Below are 16,878 nucleotides of genomic sequence, written 5' to 3'. Positions count from 1 at the left end.
CAATAAATTATTAGTTGAAAAGAGAAATAAGGATAAAATTACCTCTATTTTAGATATGTCTTAAAATACTTTTTTTTTTCTTAAAATAAAGTTGTGTATAAAAAAAATATTGAAGGATACCTTAACAATTAAAGATAGTAAGTGTTATAGTTATTAGTTAGAAATATTAATTTTTTCTCAGATGTTTCTTGATATTTATTCATTTATATCATTAATAATTATAAGTATTTATCCTATTAAAATTGTTAACTATGCACCTTCAATCTCGATTTTACTCCACTACTATAATTATTTTTCTTTTAATAAGTAGTTTAATCGCTATTTTTTTTGGATGGATTAACGCACAAGAAACTATTTTTTCATTTTTTCATTTCTTATCTTTACAACAAAAAAACTTCTTTTCATGGTTAAATTTTTCTAATGTTCAATTTTCGATTACTTTATTTTTACCTTTAATAATAAGTATTCTAGTGATCCAGTTTACTTTAATCCTATCACCAAAACAAAAAAAATGGTCAAGAATAATAATAATTTTTACCTCCTTATTTCTGATGATTCGTTATTTTTTATGGCGTTGGCAAAGTACATTAAATTTAACTAATCCCGTCAATACTATCTTTAGTCTTGGGATATTTTTAATAGAATTAGCATTTATTATTAGTCCATTTTGGCAAAGTATTTTAATGTTAAATATTAAGCATAGAAAATCTCAAGCTGATACAATGTCAGAGGTAGTAAAACAAGGAATTTATCACCCTACAGTTGATATTTTAATCCCTAGTTATAACGAGCCTTTAGAAGTAATAAAAAGAACAATTGTTGGTTGTCAAGCTATAGAATATAACTATAAAAAAATATATCTTTTAGATGATGGAAATAGAGAAGAAATTAGACAATTATGTGAGCAATTAAAATGCTATTATATTAGTCGAGAAAATTCTATTCATGCTAAAGCTGGAAATTTAAACCATGCCTTGAGTCAAACTAATGGAGAATTAATTGTTGTTTTTGACGCTGATTTTATACCTACTACTAACTTTTTAACACGAACAGTGGGTTTTTTTCAAGACATAAAAATCGGCTTATTACAAACTTATCAGAGTTTTTATTCCCATGATCCTATTGCCAGAAATTTAGGTTTAGATGATAAAATACCGACGGAAGTAGAAATTTTTTCTCGCTATTATCAATTAGTTAGAGATAGTATAAATACTGCTTTATGTTATGGTAGCTCTTTTGTGGTTAGAAGACAATCTTTAGAAAAAATAGGGGGTTTTGTGATTAATTCTCTCAGTGAAGATTATCATACAGGAATCAAATTAGCATCAGAAAATTATCAAGTTATCTATTTAAAAGAAAGTTTGAGCGCTGGTTTATCGGCAGAAAATATTTTTGGGCATATTAGACAGCGTAAAAGATGGGCAAGAGGTACAATTCAAACATTATTTATTGCTGAAAATCCCCTGAAACTTAAAGGTTTAAAATGGTGGCAAAAATTAGCTCATTTAGAAGGTATTTTTCAATGGTTTATTAGTCCATTAAGACTTATATTATTGTTATTACCTTTAATATATATTTTTTTTCAAATCTCTCCTATCAAATCTAGTTTTGAAGAAACAATATCTTTCTTTTTGCCTTTTTATTTTGTACAATTATTAACATTTTCTTGGTTAAATTTTAACAGCCGCTCTGCTTTACTTGCTGACATTTATAATGTAGTTACTGCTATTCCTATATCTGTAGAAATTTTCCAAACTTTACTTAATCCTTTTCTTTCTATTTTTAAAGTGACTCCAAAAGGCATTAAAAATGATAATTATTATTTTAATTGGAATTTAGCTTCCCCATTAATTTTTATTCTTGTTATTAATTTAATGACGTTATTTTATTTAGGAAAAAAATTTATAATGAGTGAAAATAACTCTTTTGGTTTAACGATTTTTATTTTTTGGAATGTATATAATTTAATTATTTTATTACTATCTATCATCGTTATGTTAGATATACCAAAATTAGATGGTTATCAATGGTTGAAAATGAGAAAAAAAATTAGAATAATAACTAATGAATATATTTGGGAAGGTTTGACGGATAATATATGTGAAATTGGTGCAGAAATTAGCCTTAATTCCTTACAAATAATTCCTCCAGAAGGCAAAATAGAATTTATAAAAGAAGGATTATTATTAGAATTTAAAACTGTCAAAAATTATAGTAACAATAAAAATATTAAGATTATATTTAAAGATATTAACTTATCACAATATCGACAACTAATAATAATGATTTTTTGCCCTCCTAATAGATGGAATTACCAACAAACTCCTAGAGAATTAATATCATTTTTACTATTAATTCAATCTTTATTTATTACACCGTTAAAATTAATTAAAAGTAAGTTGATAAAGGAGAGGATACACGGAAGTTAACTCCCCTTTATAAGCGGTTTCTATTTTAGTGAGAAATTCAGATGAAGGATTAAATACATAAATTTTGTTAAATTCTTTATGGATTTTAATAGGCGTTTCTTTCTGAAATAATTGTAATTTTATATCAGGTTTTAATTTATGACTAATAGAGATAATATTACCTTCATTAATATCAAAATTATCAGTAATTAGTAAGACATTTTCAGCTTGATTAATGATTTTTGCAATGGCAGGATTATGATAACTAGAAGGTTTATTCCACCAAGTTTCACTATTTGCACTAATTATATTAGAAATAATACCAGTAGTAAAAATAACTATTAATATTATTGACCATCTTAGAGATTTTTTTTGAATTTTAATACCTAAAAAATAACCAATAGTAAGATAAATTGCTATATAAGCAGGAATAAAATATCTTGTCATACTTGATTTAACACCACCAAAAATTAAATCTGGTAAAATTAAACCTAAAGTGGGAATAACTGTTAATAATAATAAATATAACCAAATATTTTTCTCTGTATTTCTTATCAAAAAAAAGAAACTATATCCTATGATAATTAAAACTAAAATAATAAAAATATAGCTTAACCAATGATATAATGGTAAGCCCATATCAGCAAATAAGCTAGTAAAATGTAATCCCCATAAATTAGCTAAAAATATTAGTGGTTTTTCTATCTTTGTCCATTGAGTTGTATCTTTAAGTACGTTAAAATTAATTAACATAATAATAACCCAAGGAATAAATAAAAGAAAACTGATAATAGTATATTTAACGAAATTTATTAGTTTATTTTTACTTAAGTTTTTCCTCATAAGCAAAATATAGATAATATTTACAAAGGGCAAAAATATCGATAGAATCGAGGTATAAAAAGTTAAAGATAAACTCAAACTATAACTAATCCAATGAATACCTTTATTAAATTTAATACTTTTGACAAAAAATAAACTAGATAAAATAATAGTTAACATCCATAAACTATATTCTCTTGCTTCTTGTGCATATAATATTTGAAAAGGCGAAATTGCTACTAAACTAACGGTAAGAAAACTCACAAACTTATCATTAAATAATTCCCTAGATAACCAATAAATAGCTGGAAAAACTAGCAAACTAAAAATTATGGATAAGCTGCGATTAATAATAATTGAACTACCAAAAATATTTTGCCACAATCTTAAGATAATATAGTAAAGTGGAGGGTGTTCTGGATGGGTATTAAGAGATTTTATTGTTTGCGAAAAAGGAGTATTTAGGGATAATTTTTGAAATTTTAATAACTCTTGTGTCGTAATAATTTTACCGTTAAAAAAAGTATCTGTTACTTCATTACTTTGATAACCAGCAACCCTTAAAGAAGTATAAACCTCATCATGCCAATAAATTTTTTTATCTATATTTGTTACTCGAAAAAAAATACCGATTACGATAACAATAATAACTACTATTATTAACCAAAACTGACGAAGCGATCGCAAAGTATTTGTCATCAGATTATAGGAAGAGAATAAAAAAATGTGACGTAAGTATTTTCACTTATATGAGGAATTAATATTATAGCAATAAGAAATATTGTCATGATTTTAAAAATTAAGTCGTCAACAACCACGAATTTTTGTTACATTTAACTTAACAATTCGCAATAGTTGAGCAAAATATGTTGCTAAAAACAAAAAAAAATTTTTTCTTATGTGATAAAAATAAGGAACAAGATACAGTAAAATTAGCTTCAATATGGGAGAATATAGACTTTTTTAGTTGTCCTTTAGATTATAACTTTCATCTACATACAAATTGTTCTGATGGACAGTTAACACCCGAATCTATAGTTGAACAAGGATTATCCATTGGATTAAAAGGATTTGCTATCACGGATCATCATAGCGTAAAAGGTTATTATCGTGCGAAAAATTGGTTAAAAGAAAAATATAATCTTACCTCTAATGTGATGCTACCTCATTTATGGACTGGTATTGAAATCACCTCTGAATTAAACGGTACAAATGTTCATATATTAGGTTATGGTTTCAATCCTGAAGCGGATATTTTACATAAATATTTTACAGGAGAACAACCTAACGGAAAAGATGCCCTTGCCAAAAATGTCATCAGAAATCTTCATGAAGCTGGAGGATTAGTGGTGTTAGCACATCCTGCTAGATACCGTCGTAGTGCATTAGAATTAATCCCCGAAGCTATGGAATTAGGTATTGATGGAGTAGAAACTTATTATGCCTATAGTAATCCTCATCCATGGCAACCCAGCGAAAAGCAAACTATGATGGTGAAAAAAATGGCAGAAAAGTATAATTTATACACAACTTGTGGTACAGATACCCATGGTAATAATATTTTAGTGCGTCTATAAGTTGATATTTATTAATATCTAAATTAACAAAAAAAATACTTTAAATATTGAAAAGTATAAAAAATTAGAGTTAAATATATATCAATTATTCTGATAAATAGTTAGTGATTATAGAGGATAAAAAAAGATGAATAACTTAACTATTGATTTATCTTCCGTTGATTTAACTGATGAGCAATTTTTCAAATTATGTGTAAATAATCGAGATTATAGATTTGAAAGAAACAGTCAAGGAGATTTAATAATTATGTCGCCAACGGGAGGAGAAACAGGTAATAGAAATGCAGATATTTGTTATCAATTACAAGCATGGAATAGAGAAAAACAATTAGGTAAAGTGTTTGATTCCTCCACAGGGTATAAGTTACCATCAGGCAGTAATCGCTCACCTGATGCGTCTTGGATACCTCTTGAAAAATGGGATAATTTAAGCACTCAAGAAAAACAGAAATTTTTGCCTTTATCTCCTGATTTTTTAATAGAATTATTATCCCCTACTGATAATTTAATTGATACCCAAAATAAGATGAAAGAATATCTCGAAAATGGGACAAAATTAGGATGGTTAATTAATAGAAAAACTAGACAAGTAGAAGTTTATAGAATTAATCAAAAAGTAGAAATTTTAGTGAATCCTCATAATGTATCAGGAGAAAATATTTTAGAGGAATTTAATCTTGACATGGAATCAATTTGGTAAAAAAATTAATACAGAAAAGACAATTAATAGGGGTTGGTGATAAAAACGAAAACCTTTATTAGTAATTACTTATCAACTATTTTTAAAACTAATTTTAACTATACTAAAAAGCTGACGACTGATAGCTAACAGTAAAAGAAAGCAACATTAACTTTATAATGAAGAATGTAAAGAAAAGTTAAGAAACATTAGAAAAAAATGCGAGTTGCCATTGTAGGTGCAGGATTAGCAGGTTTAGCTACAGCTATTGACTTAGTTGAAGCTGGTTGTGAAGTAGAAATATTTGAATCTCGCCCTTTTGTCGGCGGAAAAGTAGGCAGTTGGGTTGATAATGACGGTAATCATATCGAAATGGGGTTACACGTTTTCTTCGGTTGCTATTATAATTTATTTGCTTTAATGAAAAAAGTAGGTGCGATGGATAGTTTACTATTAAAACAACATACTCATACCTTTATCAACGAAGGCGGTAGAGTCGGGGAGTTAGATTTTCGCTTCATTACAGGTGCACCATTTAACGGCTTAAAGGCTTTTTTTACTACCTCTCAATTATCTACCCTCGATAAAATTGCCAATTCTTTAGCCTTAGGTACAAGTCCTATTGTAAGGGGTTTAGTGGATTTTGAGGGGGCTATGCGCAATATTCGTGACTTAGATGGCATTAGTTTTGCTGACTGGTTTCGTAAACACGGAGGAAATCAAGGTAGTCTCGATAAAATGTGGAATCCCATTGCCTACGCTTTAGGCTTCATTGACACTGAGAATATTTCAGCTCGTTGTATGTTGACAATTTTTCAATTCTTTGCTGCAAAAACTGAAGCGTCTGTACTACGAATGCTAGAAGGCTCACCTCATGAATATTTACATAAACCCATAGTTAATTATTTAGAATCTAAAGGGGTTAAAATTCATACCCGTCGTCAAGTTAGAGAAATTAAATATCAAGAAGGAGAAAAAACCCTCGTCACGGGTTTAATGATTGCTAACGGTGACACAGAAGAATTAGTTACCGCAGATGCTTATGTTTGTGCCTGTGATATACCCGGTATTCAAAAAGTTATCCCCGAAGGTTGGCGTAAATGGTCAGAGTTTGATAATATTTATAAATTAACTGCTGTACCAGTTGCCACAGTTCAACTACGTTTTGATGGTTGGGTAACGGAATTACATAGTGAGAAAAAACGCAAACAGTTAGAAAAAGCAGAAGGTATTGATAATTTACTTTATACTAGCGATGCAGACTTTTCCTGTTTTTCGGATTTAGCTTTATCTAGCCCTTCTAATTATTATCGACAAGGAGAAGGTTCTTTGTTACAATTAGTTTTAACTCCGGGTGATCCTTTTATCAAAGAAAGTAACGAAAATATCGCCAACCACGTCTTAAAACAAGTACATAATTTATTTCCTTCTTCTCGGGATTTGAATATGACATGGTATAGTGTGGTTAAACTAGCTCAATCTTTATATCGGGAAGCACCGGGTATGGATGTTTATCGCCCATCACAAAAAACTTCCATTGCTAACTTTTTCCTAGCTGGTAGTTACACTCAACAAGACTATATTGATAGTATGGAAGGTGCAACTATTTCAGGAAAACAAGCCGCCCAAGCAATATTACAATCTAATACAAAAGTACTGGCGATCGCTTAAAATAAATAATAGGTAATAAGTAATAAATAAGACAATAAAAGAGTTTATTGTAAACCTAACCAAGTTAATAAACCTTGTCCAGTAAAATATTCAATAGATAAAGTAATAATAAAGCCAATCATTGCCGCTCTACCATTTAATTTTTCAGCATAATTGTTAAAGCCGAATTTTGGTTCTTCAATATTGGGGGTTTTGGTGGGTTGAGGTTGAGTCATAGTTGAGAAACTCCTAATTAAACAGTAATTATCTGGTTTTATTAAATTTTGTTAACATCTTAACATTAATTAACATTAATGGAAAATCAAACAAGAAAAATAGTTGATTATAGCCAATGTCCAAATTCTGTCATAAAAGTATCATTGAGAATAGCTTGACGAATTTTATTAGTGAAATTAATTAACTCGTGTAAATTATGAATAGATAACAAAATAAAACCTAACATTTCTCCTGAGCGCAATAAATGGTTAAGATAAGCACGGGTAAAATTTTGACAAGTATAACAGCTACATTGAGGATCTAAAGGGGTAAAATCTTCTTTATAAGGAGCATTTTTCAAGTTAATCCGCTTACCTTGCACTAATGCGGCACCATGTCGCCCTAAACGAGTAGGGATAACACAATCAAATAAATCAATGCCAGAAGCGATAGCTATAACCATTTCTCTATAAGTGCCAACACCCATGAGATAGCGAGGTTTATTGACAGGTAAAAGAGGAGTAGTCCATTGTATAATTTGATGGATTAATTCGGGTTTTTCTCCCACACTAACACCGCCGATGGCATAACCGGGTAAATCTAAACTAACTAAATCTTGTGCACATTGAGTGCGTAAGTCAGCATAAATTCCTCCTTGCACAATACCGAATAATGATTGTTTATCTGGCTTTTCATGGGCATTTATACACCGTTGCAACCATTTGTAAGTACGTTCAACAGCAATAACAACCTCATCTCGTGTAGCGGTGGCAGGAGGGCACTCATCGAAAGCCATAATAACATCCGCACCTAAAGCATTTTGAATTCTGATGGAGTTTTCTGGTGTCATATTAATAATTCTACCGTCTTTCGGGGAGCGAAATTTAACACCATCATCGGTAATTTGTCGTAATTTAGCTAAACTAAAAACTTGAAAACCGCCAGAATCAGTTAACATGGGTTTTTCCCAACCGACAAAATTATGTAACCCCCCAGCCTTAGCAATAATCTCCTCACCCGGTTGGATATGCAAATGATAAGTATTACCTAAAATCATTTGTGCATTAACTTCCCTGAGTTGTGCAGGAGTAATACCTTTGACAGTACCTACAGTACCCACAGGCATAAATTTAGGAGTTTCCACATCACCGTGGGGAGTAGAAAAAACTCCAGCCCGTGCTTTAGTATGAGAACAAGATGCAATTAAAGAATAAGAAAAAGACACTAAACAATGAACAATTAAAAATTAATAATGAACAATTAAAAAAATTATCCATCATCTACTATACATTGTTATCTATTCTTTTTTATTGCGGAAGATTTAATTTTTAATTTTAAGAGTTTAGAAATCTTCGTCTAATTGTACATCCCATTTAGCCGAAAGTACTTCTCCTAACATTTCTTCTAAATTATCAAACTCCAGATTTTTTTGAGATTGTTGTTCTTGACAAGATGTAACCAGAGGAATTAAAGTTAACTTACGATTGTCTTGTACTAAATCAAAATAGGTTTCTTGAGGAGATACTTGATTAAGTTGTAGATAATCAAAACTTTGAATATTGATGTAGAGACTGTTATTGATTACTACAGTAGCCTGAGTTGAATCGTTGAAAACTTCTAAAATCCAACCTTGTCCTTGATTTTGTATTACTCCATCAAGACTGTGTATATAACGTACTTGAGTTAAATCGTTGATTAGGCGTTTAATATCTTCTTTGTTAACTAAAATTCCCGACTCAATAATACAAGGTGCTGGTAAGTGATAATAATTCCGTTGATGACTCATAATAAATAACCCTTTTTTTTCGCTCTTACTTACTAATTAATTTGATGATAAGTTGAAAATATTAACATAAATCTGACTTTTTTTCAGTACATTAATATTAACTTTTTTGTTTGAGTTTAGCATTGTGGGCTAAAGTAGAAAAACATACAATATTTAACTGAATTAACCATTAATTCAAAGAATAATTAGTTATCAGTTATTAAGTGATATATATATTATTACAACATTAGCAACTAATATAAAATCAACTTTATGAAAGATTAATTCAATCTTCGACAACTAAATTGTGATGTTGAGATTGAAAAAAAGTTAAATTTTTGACAAACAAGCCAAAATCTATTTTCATGTTAGTAGCAAATCTCAGATTAAATGAATTTTTATTGTTTGCTACGACACAATCTTAACCTAAAATTTCTATTTTGTTTAGGTTTATTTCTATATGTTAATTGATTATGAAAAAATTGATCTCTTCTTTTTTTGGGGCGATAGTTTTTTACACGATTATTCCTGTTTCTGATTTTTTTCCCCTAGAGTTTAACAAAATTGCTCGATGGTTGCCTTATATTGGTATTTTTTTAGGTTGTTTACTAGGATTAATAGCCGAGTTTTTTACTTTAATAGATATTCCGTCTCTTACGAAAGCTGTTTTAATGGTTTGTTGCTGGATTTTTTTAACAGGAGGCTTACATTTAGATGGAGTAATGGATACTGCTGACGGTTTAGCGGTGCAAAATCCTGAAAAAAGATTAGAAGTAATGCGGGATAGTAATAGTGGTGCTTTTGGTGTAATGGCAGGAATTATGGTTATTGCTTTAAAAATCGCTAGTATCAGTGAAATTAATCACTATCTCTGGATTTCTCTAATTATTTCTGCTAGTTACGCCCGTTGGGGGCAATTAATGGCTATCGCACTATATCCTTATGTAAGGAAAGAAGGAAAAGGAGTTTTTTTAAAAGAAAACCTAAATTTACCTATAGATGTTATTTTTAGCTCATTATTTATGATTATGTTAATAATTACTCAATATTTCTGGCTAAATCAATCATTAACATTAATTACCTTAACTTTGCTGATGAGTATTATTATCTCACTATTCATCGGATGGTGGTTTTATAAGCAACTAGGAGGACATACAGGAGATACTTATGGAGCTACAGTAGAATGGAGTGAAGCCTTAATTTTATGTGCTTTAACGGTGCTTAATCATTAAAAATTCATTATTAATTATTCATTATTAATTATTCATTATCAATGTATCGGTAACTTTAGCAATATCATAAATTTCTTTAACATCATGAATCCTCAAAATATCAGCACCCTGAGTAATAGCATAACCGCAAGTAGCTGCCGTACCCCAAATTCTTTCTAAGGGATTTTCTTGTTTCAAAATTGTGCCAATAAAACTTTTTCGAGATGTGCCTATTAACACAGGAAAACCTAAATTTTTAATTATTTTAATATTTCTTAATATCTCTAAATTTTGTTGGTAATTTTTAGCAAAACCAATGCCCGGATCTAATATGATATGCTCTTTTTTAATACCCCATGTAATGGCTTGATTAATTCTTTCTTGAAAAAACTGATTAATATCCCCGATTAAATCTTGATAATCCGTAAAATTTGCCATAGTTTCAGGATTACCTCGAATGTGCATTAAAATTATCGGTACATTCAATTTAGCGACGAGAGGCAACATTTCTTGATCAAAAGTTCCTCCTGAAATATCATTAACAATATCAGCACCAACGGTTACGGCTTTTTCCGCTACTATAGCTCTAGTGGTATCAATAGAAATAGGAATATCTGATTGTTGACGTAAAGCAGAGATAACAGGAATAACCCTTTCTAATTCTTCTTCTAAAGTGATTTGTTGCGCATTGGGGCGGGTAGATTGTCCACCAATATCAACTATATCAGCACCGTCAGAAATCATCTTCTGAGCCTGTTTTAAAGCTTTCTCAATACCATTAAATTGTCCACCGTCACTAAAACTGTCAGGAGTTACATTTAAAATCCCCATCAAAAAAGTGCGATCACCCCAATTAAATTGATGATTGCGAATGGTTAAGATTCTTACCATAGAGATTAATCAATGCTCTAACTTTAAGAGATAAAATTCAAGTACAATTTGCAAAAAATCCCCATAATTACCTAAGTGAATTTTAGATTAAACTCAGGATATAATTGGAGATAAAATTTATAGATAGTTAACTAAACGGGCAAAGCTATTCGCTTCAAGACTAGCACCGCCGACTAATGCACCGTCAATGTCAGATTGTGCCATAATTTCGTCCACATTTTTGGGATTAACAGAGCCACCATACTGAATAGTTACATCTTTATTACTTAATTGAGAGCGGATAATACCAATAACTCGGTTTGCTTCTGTAGCTTCGCAAGTGTCACCAGTGCCAATAGCCCAAATTGGTTCATAAGCAATTACAAGGTTATGTTGATCAACGTTTATTAAACCTTTTTGTAATTGATTGATAATAATATTTTCCGTTTCACCAGCATCCCGTTGTGCTTTACTTTCTCCCACACAAAGAATCGGAGTTAAACCATGTTTTTGAGCAGCTAAAAGACGAGAATTGACGGTTTCATCAGTTTCACCAAAATATTGACGACGTTCACTATGACCGACAATAACATAATTAATGCCAATTTCCGTTAACATAGCGCCTGAAACTTCACCAGTAAATGCACCTTGTTCTGCCCAATGGATATTCTGTGCCCCTAATTTAACTCGACTACCATGCAAATTTTTCGACATAAAATGTAAACTGGTAAAAGGCACACACAAAACTACTTCTCTGGTTTCGGGGGTATCTTCTAAATGGGGTAAAAAAGCCTGTAAAAATTCTAATGACTCACTTTGAGTCTTGTGCATTTTCCAGTTACCGGCAATAATAATTCTTCGCACTTTTGCTCCTAATTTCTGTTATTGAGTTAATTTACTTATGCTATGCTCAAATTTTCTTCATAACATTTCAACGAGCATAAGTATCAAAACTAACATTTTATAATGTATCGGTTATTTTAGTAAATGCTTATTTTTTTTTGAAAATTGTTTAAAGTGAATCAAATTCTTTAAAGTGAATATCGTTTTAAGGGTGAATGCCATTCACCCCTACGGAGTTATCAACCTCCAGCCACCGCAGGTACAATACTAACTTCATCACCGTCTGTTAAAGTCGTCGAAACATTGTCTAAAAACCTTATATCTTCGCTATTAACATAGAAGTTAAGGAAACGACGAGGTGCGCCTTGTTCATCACATAAACGAGCTTTAATACCGGGGCAATTAGCTTCTAATACGTCGATTAATTCTTGAACATTAGTAGCTTCACATTCGATGGTAGCTTGTTCTTTGGTAAATTTTTGTAAAGGAGTAGGGATTAATACTTTAACAGCCATAATTTAATTCAATTTTAATAAAGTTTATAATCATTTTATTTCCCTCTGTCTAGCAAAGGGTAAACAGAGAGATTTTATTTAATAGACCTCTTGCAAAATAAAAAGTAAAATCTATTTTAGGATGGAAAACGTTAATTTCTTAACTTATTACTCATTACCTATTACTCATTACTCCACTTCTGCAAGAAGTCTAATATATGATGGTGGGCGATGCCCATAGTACTAAACGGAAACTTGTTGCCATTCTAAACGTTCAAGGGTACGAGAGCGATCTAATGCCCGTTCAAAACTGTCTAATTTAGGCTCAATCAAGAAAGGCTCACTAATATATCCTTGTACTGCTTCTTGGGTTTTCAAGCCGTTACCCGTGATATAAACTACAGTAGTTTCTTCGGGATCAATTTTTCCTGCTTCTACTAATTTTTTCAACACCGCAATGGTTGTACCACCTGCCGTTTCGGTAAAAATACCTTCAGTTTCTGCTAAAAGTTTCATTCCTTCGATAATTTCCGCATCGGTGACGGATTCTATATTACCGTTAGTCTTACGAGCGAGTTCTAAAGCATACATTCCATCGGCTGGATTACCAATAGCAATAGATTTAGCGATAGTGTTAGGTTTAACGGGAATAACAAAATCTCTGCCTTCTTTAAATGCTTGAGCAATGGGAGAACAACCTTCCGCCTGCGCACCACTAAAACGTACGGGTTTATCATCCACTAAACCAACTTTAACGAACTCTTGGAAACCTTTATGAATTTTGGTAAATAAAGAACCAGAAGCTAAAGGTGCGACAATATGATCTGGTAATTTCCAGCCTAATTGTTCGGCAACTTCAAAGCCTAAAGTTTTTGAACCTTCAGAGTAGTAAGGACGTAAGTTAATGTTAACAAATCCCCAACCGTAGGTATTACCAACTTCACAGCAAAGGCGGTTAACTTGATCATAGTTGCCTTTTACGGCCATTACTGTGGGATTGTAGATTAATGTGCCTAAAACTTTTCCTGCTTCTAAGTCAGAAGGAATAAAAACACAACAGTCTAAACCAGCATGGGCAGCAATGGCGGCTGTAGAGTTAGCAAGATTACCCGTACTAGCACAGGAAACGGTGGTAAAACCTAATTCTCTAGCACGAGTTAAGGCAACAGAAACTACTCTATCCTTAAAACTAAGGGTAGGCATATTAACAGCATCATTTTTAATATAAAGATTTTTCAGACCTAAACGACGAGCCAAGCGATTTGATTTAACCAACGGAGTCATGCCCGTACCTACATCTATAGGATTTTCACTTTCTACGGGTAAAAATGCTTTATAACGCCAGATGGAATTTGGTCCTTTGGCGATACTTTCACGGCTTACTTGTTCACGAATAGCATCATAATCGTAAGCTACTTCTAAGGGTGCAAAGGTTTCTTCACAAATATGAATGGCTTTGAGAGGATATTCTGCACTTCCTTCTTTGGAGACTAATTTAGTGAAAGTGGGTTTAAATTTGGCGCTAGGGCGATCAATTGCTTGGGTCATTTTATCTTCTCCTGTGATCGATAATGATGAATCTGAAAATAATCTTTAAATGATTGCTTGTGTAAAAAGTATAACAGTTAGCAAAATTAGTGTCAAATATACCCGACTTTTTTAGTCTGGATTATTTCTCTTAAAAATTATTTAGGCTTTGCTGAAAAAGTGTGAATGATAATGATAATGATAATGATAATGATGAGGTTAGGTTTAAAAATCAAGGTTTTATCGGAAGTAAAATATTATGTGGTTTGAAAAATATTTTGAATCATTTGCTTCTCTAAACCTAAAGCGATGGTTTCTAATTCCATTACCTCCGCCGAGGATAAACGCCAACCTAATGCGCCAATATTTTCTTTTGCTTGAAAGATAGTTTTTGCGCCCGGAATGGGAATTGTACCTTGACAAATACACCAATTTATGGCTACTTGTGCCATGGTTTTACCGTTATTTTTGCCTATGACATCTATCGCTTGTAATAAAGGTTTAATTTTTGGTAATAAAGACTTAAATAAACTTTTTCTTGCCCCTGATGGTAAATTATCTAAATTTCTATATTTACCTGTTAAAATACCTAATGTAAGAGGACTATAAGCGATAATTTTTACGTCTAATTCATCGCATAATGGTTTTAATTCTAGCTTTGTTAGACCATAAGTCGAGAGTAAAGAATATTGAATCTGCAAAGTACTAATTTTTACTTCTTTTGTGAGGAGAAAATCATAGGCTTTTTGTAGGTTTTTCGGTCCATAATTAGATAACCCTATTCCTTTAACTAATCCTTGATGATACAATTGGGCTAAACCTTCTAATAAGGGTTTTTCTTGCCAAGGAAGATATTTAGCAGGAGACCAGTGCATTTGAACTAAATCAACGGGTTTACCTAATCTTTCAGCAGATTTCTGACAGGCGTTAATCATGGATTGAGGTGTTAAACGCCAAGGATATATTGCTAATTTGGTAGCGATGGTAATATCATTTTGATGATCTCCTTGATATTTTCGGGCAAATGTGCCTAAAAGTGTTTCACTACGTCCTTTTAGTTTTCCTGTACCATAGGAGTCTCCCGTGTCAAACCATGTCACTCCTTGAGAAACATTTAAGTTAAAAACTTGCTCTAATTCTCGATCCATAGTAGGATCATAATTCCAGAGAAAACGATTTCCCCATGCCCATGTACCGCATCCCATCGGCGATAGAAATAAATTGTCTGCTACCTTAATGTTAGATTCAATCATAAGTATTGGGAATAAAAAGGGAAATCAATTAATCACTTTCATTATAGATAAAGATTTAGAAGCAAAGAAAAATTTAATAAAACATTTTTTAATCACTGTTTTAAAATCTATTACCGTATTTTTTACTTCTTCGGCTAAATCTTCAGCAAAATCATCCACTTTATTCCTTTCTTGAAAAGCTAATTTATTTAGATCTTTCTCCCAATTATTAAGCATTTCAGTACTAGGATTTTCTAAGATTTCTAATCTTTCTTTAAATTTAGTTTCAGTACTTCCATCACTGTTGATAATTAATTCTCCTGCAATAATTTTAGTTATTAAATCTCCTGCTGTCATTCCATTTTCGATAGCTTTTACTTCTATTTCTCTTATTACTTGAATAGGTAATTTTAAAGTACCCTTTTTAAGGTTTTGTTCTCCAAAAATTATCATTTCAATACGATTTGCAGTAATTTTATGAGGTTCATAAGTATCTAAAACTTCTTGCCATTTTTGGACTAATTCTTCTTCACTTAATTTGATTAATAAACGTGCTTGAGCTTCATTTTGGGGAATAATATTAAACCCAGCTTTTATTAGTTTAATAGCAATACTAGCTGAATCTATTACTTGATTTGCTCTCCATATTTGATAATGAACTGCTTTCTCACAATACTCTTTGAAGGATTTATATCTATTTTTATATAAGCGATAATATTTGACTTGATATAATTGAATTCCTAATTTTATATAGCTTATTCTATTATATTTTATACTATTAGTAATTTGTTCTAATTGATTATATTTTCCTTCTTCATTGACATAATAACATTCTTCTAAAATTGATTTATATGGTTCTTTTATATCTTCCCAAAATAGTTCATCGTTACTTCCTTCTCCACAACTATATAAAATGGCGATCGCCTCTTCAGTATTTCTATTTATTACATTTTTTGTGATTAATTGACTCATAGTTGTGTTTATAATTTTACTATCTTTTTAGTACATTGTTAGTACTATTTTCTCTAGGGGTTTTTATTATACATCTTTTACTGAAACTATCGATAACAATTTTAATAATATTTTTTTTAGCACTATTTAATAGTAATAAATAATGAATAATAAATAATGAATAATTAATAATGAATAATAACTGAAGTTACGCACTAATTCAAATGTTTTTACTAGGTTTCAGGTTGCAGGTAGTAGGTTTCAGGTTTCAGACACAAAAGAACTCAGGTGATTCGTCCGTCAAAAGATTTACTTCGACATTACGTTTAGAATCCTAAAGGCAAGTTAATGCAACGCTTTCCTCATTCTTCTACAAGAAAAAGAAGAAAATCAATAAACTTATGTTTCTTGTCAATTCTTTAACCCGACACCTGACACCCGACACCTGACACTTCAAACCAACAATTAATTCTATTTTTGCGTAACATTAGATAATTAGGGTTTGCTGAATAAATCAGAAAGCTATTAAAATCAAGGCTTGGGGCATCGTTAAGTTAATAAAAAAGTGCGTAGTTTTAGGCATTTTTGCTCAAAAAACAGGGTAGTATTATACAGTTACAAACTCTAATTTCA

At 31.0% G+C, this 16,878-nt stretch carries 15 protein-coding genes; 5 read left to right on the top strand and 10 right to left on the bottom strand.

What is annotated here, in order from left to right; genetic code table 11:
* Positions 1-251 precede the first annotated feature (251 nt).
* Entirely contained in the window at positions 252-2,429 is a 2,178-nt protein-coding gene (locus ACEW8E_RS04045) for a glycosyltransferase (RefSeq protein WP_373479059.1), read from the top strand.
* Here the strand turns inward: ACEW8E_RS04045 and ACEW8E_RS04040 are convergent.
* Complete coding sequence (locus ACEW8E_RS04040; protein WP_373479058.1) at positions 2,385-3,929, bottom strand: glycosyltransferase family 39 protein; 1,545 nt, start codon at positions 3,927-3,929, stop codon at positions 2,385-2,387. The genes ACEW8E_RS04045 and ACEW8E_RS04040 overlap by 45 nt on opposite strands.
* A gap of 167 nt (positions 3,930-4,096) precedes the next feature.
* Here ACEW8E_RS04040 and ACEW8E_RS04035 point away from each other — a divergent pair, with 167 nt between their 5' ends.
* The 3 genes from ACEW8E_RS04035 (at position 4,097) to zds (ending at position 7,157) form a co-directional block, all read left to right on the top strand.
* The gene (locus ACEW8E_RS04035; protein ID WP_373479057.1) at positions 4,097-4,807 is read left to right on the top strand and encodes a PHP domain-containing protein; all 711 of its coding nucleotides are present in this window, start codon (positions 4,097-4,099) and stop codon (positions 4,805-4,807) included.
* A gap of 127 nt (positions 4,808-4,934) precedes the next feature.
* Positions 4,935-5,507 (top strand): Uma2 family endonuclease, encoded by a 573-nt coding sequence (locus tag ACEW8E_RS04030; RefSeq protein ID WP_373479056.1) that lies wholly within the window; start codon positions 4,935-4,937, stop codon positions 5,505-5,507.
* Between the two features lie 198 nt (positions 5,508-5,705).
* On the top strand, positions 5,706-7,157 hold the full coding sequence (gene zds / locus ACEW8E_RS04025; protein ID WP_373479055.1) for a 9,9'-di-cis-zeta-carotene desaturase: 1,452 nt from the start codon (positions 5,706-5,708) through the stop codon (positions 7,155-7,157).
* A 44-nt stretch (positions 7,158-7,201) separates the two neighbouring features.
* Here zds and ACEW8E_RS04020 read toward each other — a convergent pair whose 3' ends face one another.
* The 3 genes from ACEW8E_RS04020 to ACEW8E_RS04010 form a co-directional block, all read right to left on the bottom strand.
* A complete protein-coding gene (locus tag ACEW8E_RS04020; RefSeq protein ID WP_373479054.1) occupies positions 7,202-7,372 on the bottom strand; it encodes a hypothetical protein in 171 nt (56 codons plus the stop codon).
* A gap of 107 nt (positions 7,373-7,479) precedes the next feature.
* Positions 7,480-8,577, bottom strand: a complete 1,098-nt coding sequence (gene tgt / locus ACEW8E_RS04015) for a tRNA guanosine(34) transglycosylase Tgt (protein WP_373479053.1) — start codon at positions 8,575-8,577, stop codon at positions 7,480-7,482.
* Between the two features lie 117 nt (positions 8,578-8,694).
* Entirely contained in the window at positions 8,695-9,138 is a 444-nt protein-coding gene (locus tag ACEW8E_RS04010; protein WP_373479052.1) for a hypothetical protein, read from the bottom strand.
* A 452-nt stretch (positions 9,139-9,590) separates the two neighbouring features.
* Between ACEW8E_RS04010 and cobS the strand changes: the two genes are divergently transcribed.
* Complete coding sequence (gene cobS / locus ACEW8E_RS04005; protein ID WP_373479051.1) at positions 9,591-10,349, top strand: adenosylcobinamide-GDP ribazoletransferase; 759 nt, start codon at positions 9,591-9,593, stop codon at positions 10,347-10,349.
* A gap of 24 nt (positions 10,350-10,373) precedes the next feature.
* On the opposite strand, the gene folP is transcribed toward cobS, so the two are convergent.
* From folP to ACEW8E_RS03975, 6 genes are all read right to left on the bottom strand, one after another.
* Entirely contained in the window at positions 10,374-11,219 is an 846-nt protein-coding gene (gene folP / locus ACEW8E_RS04000; protein WP_373479050.1) for a dihydropteroate synthase, read from the bottom strand.
* 117 nt (positions 11,220-11,336) lie between these two features.
* The gene (tpiA, locus tag ACEW8E_RS03995; RefSeq protein WP_373479049.1) at positions 11,337-12,062 is read right to left on the bottom strand and encodes a triose-phosphate isomerase; all 726 of its coding nucleotides are present in this window, start codon (positions 12,060-12,062) and stop codon (positions 11,337-11,339) included.
* Between the two features lie 218 nt (positions 12,063-12,280).
* Positions 12,281-12,556: a MoaD/ThiS family protein gene (locus ACEW8E_RS03990; RefSeq protein ID WP_373479048.1), complete on the bottom strand. Its 276-nt coding sequence runs from the start codon at positions 12,554-12,556 to the stop codon at positions 12,281-12,283.
* A gap of 222 nt (positions 12,557-12,778) precedes the next feature.
* On the bottom strand, positions 12,779-14,083 hold the full coding sequence (gene thrC / locus ACEW8E_RS03985; protein WP_373479047.1) for a threonine synthase: 1,305 nt from the start codon (positions 14,081-14,083) through the stop codon (positions 12,779-12,781).
* A 236-nt stretch (positions 14,084-14,319) separates the two neighbouring features.
* Positions 14,320-15,315, bottom strand: coding sequence for an aldo/keto reductase (locus tag ACEW8E_RS03980; RefSeq protein ID WP_373479046.1), 996 nt, complete (start codon positions 15,313-15,315; stop codon positions 14,320-14,322).
* A gap of 24 nt (positions 15,316-15,339) precedes the next feature.
* Complete coding sequence (locus tag ACEW8E_RS03975; protein WP_373479045.1) at positions 15,340-16,266, bottom strand: hypothetical protein; 927 nt, start codon at positions 16,264-16,266, stop codon at positions 15,340-15,342.
* Positions 16,267-16,878 lie beyond the last annotated feature (612 nt).

Source organism: Geminocystis sp., assembly GCF_041753295.1.
Taxonomy (GTDB): domain Bacteria; phylum Cyanobacteriota; class Cyanobacteriia; order Cyanobacteriales; family Cyanobacteriaceae; genus Geminocystis.
The sequence above is the reverse complement of the archived record's forward strand: the minus strand, read 5'-3'. Positions and strand labels throughout refer to the sequence as shown.

Excerpts from the sequence above, each read along its gene's own strand:
- ACEW8E_RS04045 (WP_373479059.1), top strand. The coding sequence starts at position 252 with ATGCACCTTCAATCTCGATTTTACTCCACTACTATAATTATTTTTCTT.
- ACEW8E_RS04020 (WP_373479054.1), bottom strand. The coding sequence starts at position 7,372 with ATGACTCAACCTCAACCCACCAAAACCCCCAATATTGAAGAACCAAAA.
- cobS (WP_373479051.1), top strand. The coding sequence starts at position 9,591 with ATGAAAAAATTGATCTCTTCTTTTTTTGGGGCGATAGTTTTTTACACG.
- ACEW8E_RS04040 (WP_373479058.1), bottom strand. The coding sequence starts at position 3,929 with ATGACAAATACTTTGCGATCGCTTCGTCAGTTTTGGTTAATAATAGTA.
- ACEW8E_RS03980 (WP_373479046.1), bottom strand. The coding sequence starts at position 15,315 with ATGATTGAATCTAACATTAAGGTAGCAGACAATTTATTTCTATCGCCG.
- ACEW8E_RS04035 (WP_373479057.1), top strand. The coding sequence starts at position 4,097 with ATGTTGCTAAAAACAAAAAAAAATTTTTTCTTATGTGATAAAAATAAG.
- folP (WP_373479050.1), bottom strand. The coding sequence starts at position 11,219 with ATGGTAAGAATCTTAACCATTCGCAATCATCAATTTAATTGGGGTGAT.
- zds (WP_373479055.1), top strand. The coding sequence starts at position 5,706 with ATGCGAGTTGCCATTGTAGGTGCAGGATTAGCAGGTTTAGCTACAGCT.
- ACEW8E_RS04030 (WP_373479056.1), top strand. The coding sequence starts at position 4,935 with ATGAATAACTTAACTATTGATTTATCTTCCGTTGATTTAACTGATGAG.
- ACEW8E_RS03990 (WP_373479048.1), bottom strand. The coding sequence starts at position 12,556 with ATGGCTGTTAAAGTATTAATCCCTACTCCTTTACAAAAATTTACCAAA.
- ACEW8E_RS04010 (WP_373479052.1), bottom strand. The coding sequence starts at position 9,138 with ATGAGTCATCAACGGAATTATTATCACTTACCAGCACCTTGTATTATT.
- thrC (WP_373479047.1), bottom strand. The coding sequence starts at position 14,083 with ATGACCCAAGCAATTGATCGCCCTAGCGCCAAATTTAAACCCACTTTC.
- ACEW8E_RS03975 (WP_373479045.1), bottom strand. The coding sequence starts at position 16,266 with ATGAGTCAATTAATCACAAAAAATGTAATAAATAGAAATACTGAAGAG.